At 36.2% G+C, this 5,802-nt stretch carries 6 protein-coding genes; 1 reads left to right on the top strand and 5 read right to left on the bottom strand.

Annotation, left to right across the window (positions count from 1 at the left end):
- Positions 1 to 78 precede the first annotated feature (78 nt).
- The 5 genes from WKS98_RS09775 to WKS98_RS09755 are packed head-to-tail and all read right to left on the bottom strand — an operon-like array spanning position 79 to position 4,308.
- Entirely contained in the window at positions 79 to 1,125 is a 1,047-nt protein-coding gene (locus WKS98_RS09775) for an ABC transporter substrate-binding protein (protein ID WP_498918903.1), read from the bottom strand.
- A complete protein-coding gene (locus WKS98_RS09770; protein ID WP_498918901.1) occupies positions 1,126 to 1,902 on the bottom strand; it encodes an ABC transporter permease in 777 nt (258 codons plus the stop codon).
- Positions 1,896 to 2,720, bottom strand: coding sequence for an ABC transporter permease (locus WKS98_RS09765; RefSeq protein WP_498918899.1), 825 nt, complete (start codon positions 2,718 to 2,720; stop codon positions 1,896 to 1,898). The genes WKS98_RS09770 and WKS98_RS09765 overlap by 7 nt, the downstream gene beginning before the upstream one ends.
- Complete coding sequence (gene potA / locus WKS98_RS09760) at positions 2,710 to 3,756, bottom strand: spermidine/putrescine ABC transporter ATP-binding protein (RefSeq protein WP_498918897.1); 1,047 nt, start codon at positions 3,754 to 3,756, stop codon at positions 2,710 to 2,712. The genes WKS98_RS09765 and potA overlap by 11 nt, the downstream gene beginning before the upstream one ends.
- A gap of 12 nt (positions 3,757 to 3,768) precedes the next feature.
- Positions 3,769 to 4,308, bottom strand: coding sequence for a helix-turn-helix domain-containing protein (locus tag WKS98_RS09755; protein WP_498918895.1), 540 nt, complete (start codon positions 4,306 to 4,308; stop codon positions 3,769 to 3,771).
- Positions 4,309 to 4,682: 374 nt separating this feature from the next.
- Between WKS98_RS09755 and WKS98_RS09750 the strand changes: the two genes are divergently transcribed.
- The gene (locus WKS98_RS09750; RefSeq protein ID WP_498918893.1) at positions 4,683 to 5,756 is read left to right on the top strand and encodes a M42 family metallopeptidase; all 1,074 of its coding nucleotides are present in this window, start codon (positions 4,683 to 4,685) and stop codon (positions 5,754 to 5,756) included.
- Positions 5,757 to 5,802: the final 46 nt, after the last annotated feature.

Below are 5,802 nucleotides of genomic sequence, written 5' to 3'. Positions count from 1 at the left end.
ACGGTTCCTTTCCCCCCTTGGTTAAATAAAATTGAAATATATAAAAATTTTCATAGAAAGTTTTTTATCTTTCCTCCCCTATCTTGCCGCTTTTACCTCTGCCCATATATCCGTAAAAATCTTATTGTAGTCTGAAGGGTTTTTAAATACTTCCAGGTTTGTATACTGTGACAAGTCTGGATATGAAACTTCTTTAAATTTCAAATCCTTTTCTAAAAGTTTATAGGACTCAACATTTGGTGTGGAGTATTCAACGTATTCTGCAATCTTTGCTCCAACTTCTGGGCGCAGTATATAGTCAATAAATTTGTATGCATTGTCAACATTCTTTGCATGCTTTGGTATGACCATAGAGTCGAACCAAATATTCGAACCCTCTTTTGGAATTACATAATCCAGATTTTCGTTTTCGCTCATTGCAACAATAGCGTCTCCAGTGTACGCCGGAGCCAGTGCCGCTTCTTCGTTTACCATTTGACTCTTTATCTCGTCCACAAGGTATGCCATAACTATTTTCTTTTGCTTAATCAAATCTTTTTTCGCCTGGTTAAGCTCCTTCATATTCCTTGAGTTCATTGAATAGCCATCTTTTATTAGTGCAATTCCTATGGAATCCCTTGTTGAATCCATCATTATTATATTGTCTTTATAGTGTTTGTCCCAAAGCACGCTCCAAGACTCAGGTTTTTCTTTCACCATTTTCTTGTTATAAAGTATTCCCACAGTTCCCCAAAAATATGGCACTGAATACTTTTGCTCTGGGTCGTACTCCATGTTTAGATATTCCTTGCCTATGTTTTTGAAATTGGAAAGCTTCGACATATCCATTTCCATAAGCATATCTTCACTAATCATTCTTTCAATCATATAGTCAGACGGAACTACCACATCATAGTTTGATCCACCTTCTTTTATTCTCATGTACATATCTTCGTTTTGGGTGAAGGTTTCATATATTACTTTGATTCCCGTCTCTTTTTCGAAATCTTTTAAGATGGATTCGTCAATGTATTCGCCCCAGTTGTACACATATAGTTTTTCTCCGGAAGTCTCTTTGCTTTTTCCGCATCCACCAAGTAGACCGACAGAAATGATTAGGCAGATTAAAATTTTAAATCTTTTCATTTATACCTCCTCGTCAGGATCTTTGGAGGTCCTGTAAACTATTAGTAATAATATTAATATTCCTAAGAACATAAGAGTTGATAGTGCGTTTATGGCAGGGTTAATTCCCTTTTTCGCCATTCCAAATATGGTTACCGAAAGTGTTGTAAAGCCATTCCCAGTCGTAAAGTAGGACACTACAAAGTCGTCTAGGGAAAGGGTGAATGCAAGTATTGCCCCTGAAAAAATCCCCGAGCTAACTTCTGGTAAAATAATCTTTCTAAGTGTGTACATCGGCGTTGCACCAAGGTCCATGGCAGCTTCTGGCAGGGCCTTTGACATCTGCTTTAACTTTGGTAGTACTGCCAAAACCACATATGGAGTTGTAAACATAATATGTGATATTAATACTGTTAAAAATCCATTTTCCATGCTTGCCACTTTAAAAAGTATCATCAGTGATATGGCAGTTACAATATCTGGATTTAAAACTGGAATGTAGTTTACATTTAGGGCAATATTTTTTTGCCAATTCTTCATATAGTAGATACCAATTGCTGCAATTGTACCTAAGATTGTTGCAACTATGGTTGCAAGAACAGCAACTAATAAGCTGTTATAAAAGGAAGAGAGTATTTCAGAGTTTTGAAATAGCTCCCCATACCATTTTAAAGTAAATCCGTTCCATGATGACTTTAACTTTGAGTCGTTAAATGAAAACACCATAAGAAAGACTATTGGTGCATATAGAAATGCAAAAACTAAAAACAGATAAAATCTCTTTAATCTCTTTACCATAGTCCCCCTCCCGTCTTCTCGTCATCTGGATTGAACTTGTTAGTCACAAGCATTGTTACAAAAATTATAACCATAAGCACCATGGAAATTGCGGAGCCATAGTTCCAGTCGCCAATAACTCTAAATTGGTTTTCAATAACATTACCAATTAAGTTTACCTTGTTTCCACCTAGTAGCGCCGATATTTCAAATGTTGAAATTGCTGGAATAAACACCATGGTCACTCCGGTGATAACACCAGTTAAACTCATTGGAAAAATTACTTTTACAAAGGTTTGAAAATTATTTGCCCCAAGGTCCTTTGCCGCTTCCACCAAAGAGTGGTCCATTTTTTCAAGCACTGTGTATATGGGAAGTATCATAAATGGAAGGAAGTTATAAACCATCCCCACCACTATGGCTCCCTGTGTATATAACATGGTCTTTGGAGAAAGTCCCAAAAATCTAAAAAAGTTATTTAAAATTCCATTCTTCGCTAAAATATTCATCCATGCGTAGGTTCTTAATAAGAAGTTCATCCACATTGGAAGAACTATTAAAATAAGCATGATGGACCTTCTTTTAAGTGGAGCCTTTGAAATTAGGTAGGCTGTTGGGTAGCCAATTAAAAGGCAAATAATCGTAGTTATAAATGCAATCTTAATTGAATGAAGTAGCACCACCAAGTTTATAGAGCCAAAGAACTCCTTAAAGTTTGCAACTGTTAATCCGTCCATACCTTTTATTGATAGGGAGTAATAAAGAATCATAAAAAGTGGAACCAAGATAAAAATCCCCATCCATACTAAATATGGATATGATAATTTTCTAAATTTCATCTCTTTGCTTCTCCATAATGTGAATATGATCAGGAATTATAACCATTCCCACCTCTTCACCAACTTGCTTTTCATAAATGGATTGAATTAAATATCTCTCTCCCTTTACATTCACAGTAATATCATAGTGAACGCCTTTAAAGATAATACTTTCAACCACACCTTGTAACATTCCATCCTCTGGCTTAACCAAGTCGATATCTTCTGGACGAATTACAACATCCACATTTTCGTTTGGTTTAAAGCCCTTATCAAGACAGATAAATTTATGCCCGGAAAATACAACTTCCAAGTCTTTTAACATAACACCATCAACAATATTACTTTCGCCGATAAAGTCTGCCACAAAAGCATTCTTTGGTTCGTTGTAAATGTCAATTGGAGTACCAATTTGTTGAACCAGTCCACCATTCATTACAACAATCTTGTCACTCATGCTAAGAGCTTCCTCTTGGTCATGGGTTACATAAATAAATGTAATGCCAACCTCTTCTTGAATCTTCTTAAGCTCTGTTTGCATGACCTGTCTTAGTTTTAAGTCTAGTGCTCCAAGAGGTTCATCTAAAAGAAGTACCTTTGGTTCATTAACAAGGGCCCTTGCAATGGCAATTCTCTGTTGTTGTCCACCGGAAAGGGAGTCGATAGACCTCTTGCCATATCCCTTTAGTGACACAAGCTCCAATGCACCTTCAACTTTTTTATCAATAACATCCTTTGGCATCTTCTTAATCTTTAATCCAAAGGCAATGTTGTCATAGATATTCATATTTGGAAAAAGAGAATACTTTTGAAAAACCGTATTAATATTTCTTTCATATGGAGGAAGATTTGCAATGTTCTTGCCATCAAAAATAACCTCTCCCTCATCAGGCTTTAAAAAACCTCCAATAATTCTTAAAGTGGTAGTTTTACCACAACCACTAGGACCAAGAAGAGTTAAAAACTCACCTTGTTTTATGTTTAAATTTAAATTATCCAAAATCAAATCATCCTGAAAGGACTTTGAAACATTTTTAAGCTCTAAAATATAATCCATAATGTCACCCCTTTAAAAACTTGGAGGATTCGTTGTCCAAAGGACCAACGCCTCTTTAGATTTAGTATTTGAAATTCGTCTAGGAACTTCACAGCCACAGTAAAAACTATCTCCCTCAGAAAGACAGTAACTCTTGTCGCCAATATATAAATTAATATCTCCCTTTAGTACATATCCAAAGTTTTCACCTTCACTAGGAGAGAGACTTCTGCTAGATCCACCTTTTTTTATTTTTATAATAATTGGCTCCATGGACTTTGTTTGAGCACTTGGAATAAGCCATTTAATTTCACTTCCGTTGTCCTCGTCCTCCATAACCACATAGTCATCTTCAGTAAAAATTTGTTTTGGATCCTCTTCCTCTTTAAAAAATTCCGGTAGATTAGTACCAAGGGCATCCAAAATGTCACAAAGAGATATTAAAGAAGGAGAAGTTAAATCACGTTCAACCTGAGAGATAAAACCCTTAGTTAGATCAGACCTCTCCGCCAGCTCTTCTTGAGTTAACCCAAGAGAAACCCTTCTATCTCGAATTCTTGAACCTATTTCCATACTTCCTCCTTCCAACATGATATTAAACAATTTGTTTACTATATTAAACCCAAATATTATTATATCAACTCCACTAAAAAATACAATAGAAAATTTAATAAACTTTACTTTTTTACTTAAGATATTAAACATGCACTTAGATATAAGTTTAGATGATGAAAGTTAGAAAAGTAAAGCTTAGTATTGTCATGTTGAGCGAGCGTGAGCGAGTCGAAACATCTCCGAGCGAAGCGAGGCTATACCTTCATAACATTTTAAGACACTTAGACAAAACTTTCTAAAAAAAGCTTTGCTTTTTGAAGTCGCCTTAAAACTTTTCTCTATTGAGAGCTAACCACCAATAAGCTATAATAATTTTATAAATGGAGGGACTTATGGACAAAAAAAAATTAATAGAAAAACTTACAACAGCCTTTGGGCCTTCAGGCTTTGAAGAAGACCTTGTAAAAACTTTAAAGAAGTATTTAAAGGACTTGGATGTAGAAAATGATTCAATGAACAACGTCTACGCCAAGTACAAAAACTCTGGAAATAAAAAATTTACAGTTCAACTTGACGCACACACTGATGAAGTTGGCTTTATGGTGCAAAGTATTTTAGACAATGGAACTTTATCAATCGTACCATTAGGAGGATGGGTACTTACAAATGTTCCTGCCCACCTAGTTGGCATTAGAAATAGAGACGGAAAAATAATTGAAGGTATAACAGGATCAACCCCTCCCCACTTTATGACTGAAGAGGAGAGAAACCGTCCCTTAGACATAGAAAAAATGTTTATAGACATTGGAGCCATGTCCTATGAAGAAGTTATAGAAGACTTTAAAATCGAGCCCGGAGCACCAATTGCACCCCTAGTTGACTTTAGATACGACCAGGCACATGACATAATTCGAGGCAAGGCCTTTGACAATAGACTTGGTTGTGCCTGTATAGTGGAAACAATGAACAGGCTTAAAGATAAAAACTTAAACGTTAACTTAGTTGGAGCCTTTGCTGCCCAAGAAGAAGTGGGCATGAGAGGCGCGAAAGTCACCAGCCAAAAAGTTAAACCAGACCTTGCCATAGTCTTTGAAGGTTCGCCAGCTGACGACTTGTACTTTTCAAAAAAACAAGCTCAAGGAGTTCTGGGATCGGGCGTTCAAATTCGCCACTTTGACAAATCCTATATTGGAAATCCAGAATATATAAAACTTGCCAAGGACCTAGCAGATGAAAATAACATTAGCTACCAATCTGCAATTAGACGAGCAGGCTCAACAAATGCAGGGCCCATCCATCTATCAAATGAAGGAGTTCCAGTTTTAGTTCTAGGCGTTCCATCTCGCTTTGTCCACAGCCACTACAACTTTGCCAGACTTTCAGACTTTGAAGCTGCAGTTGACCTGGCAGTAAAGGTAATTGAAAACCTAAACGACGAGAACATTAAAAAGATTTTGAAAAAATAAATTTTTTCTTGCCGGCATTAACTTGCTGGCAAGTTTTTTTCCAAAT

Source organism: Lagierella sp. ICN-221743 (assembly GCF_037890055.1).
Classification (GTDB): Bacteria; Bacillota; Clostridia; order Tissierellales; family Peptoniphilaceae; genus Mediannikoviicoccus.
The sequence above is the reverse complement of the archived record's forward strand: the minus strand, read 5'-3'. Positions and strand labels throughout refer to the sequence as shown.

What these genes read in the sequence shown, in the direction of transcription:
- WKS98_RS09775 (WP_498918903.1), bottom strand. Translation starts at nt 1,125, where the DNA reads ATGAAAAGATTTAAAATTTTAATCTGCCTAATCATTTCTGTCGGTCTA.
- WKS98_RS09770 (WP_498918901.1), bottom strand. Translation starts at nt 1,902, where the DNA reads ATGGTAAAGAGATTAAAGAGATTTTATCTGTTTTTAGTTTTTGCATTT.
- WKS98_RS09765 (WP_498918899.1), bottom strand. Translation starts at nt 2,720, where the DNA reads ATGAAATTTAGAAAATTATCATATCCATATTTAGTATGGATGGGGATT.
- potA (WP_498918897.1), bottom strand. Translation starts at nt 3,756, where the DNA reads ATGGATTATATTTTAGAGCTTAAAAATGTTTCAAAGTCCTTTCAGGAT.
- WKS98_RS09755 (WP_498918895.1), bottom strand. Translation starts at nt 4,308, where the DNA reads ATGGAAATAGGTTCAAGAATTCGAGATAGAAGGGTTTCTCTTGGGTTA.
- WKS98_RS09750 (WP_498918893.1), top strand. Translation starts at nt 4,683, where the DNA reads ATGGACAAAAAAAAATTAATAGAAAAACTTACAACAGCCTTTGGGCCT.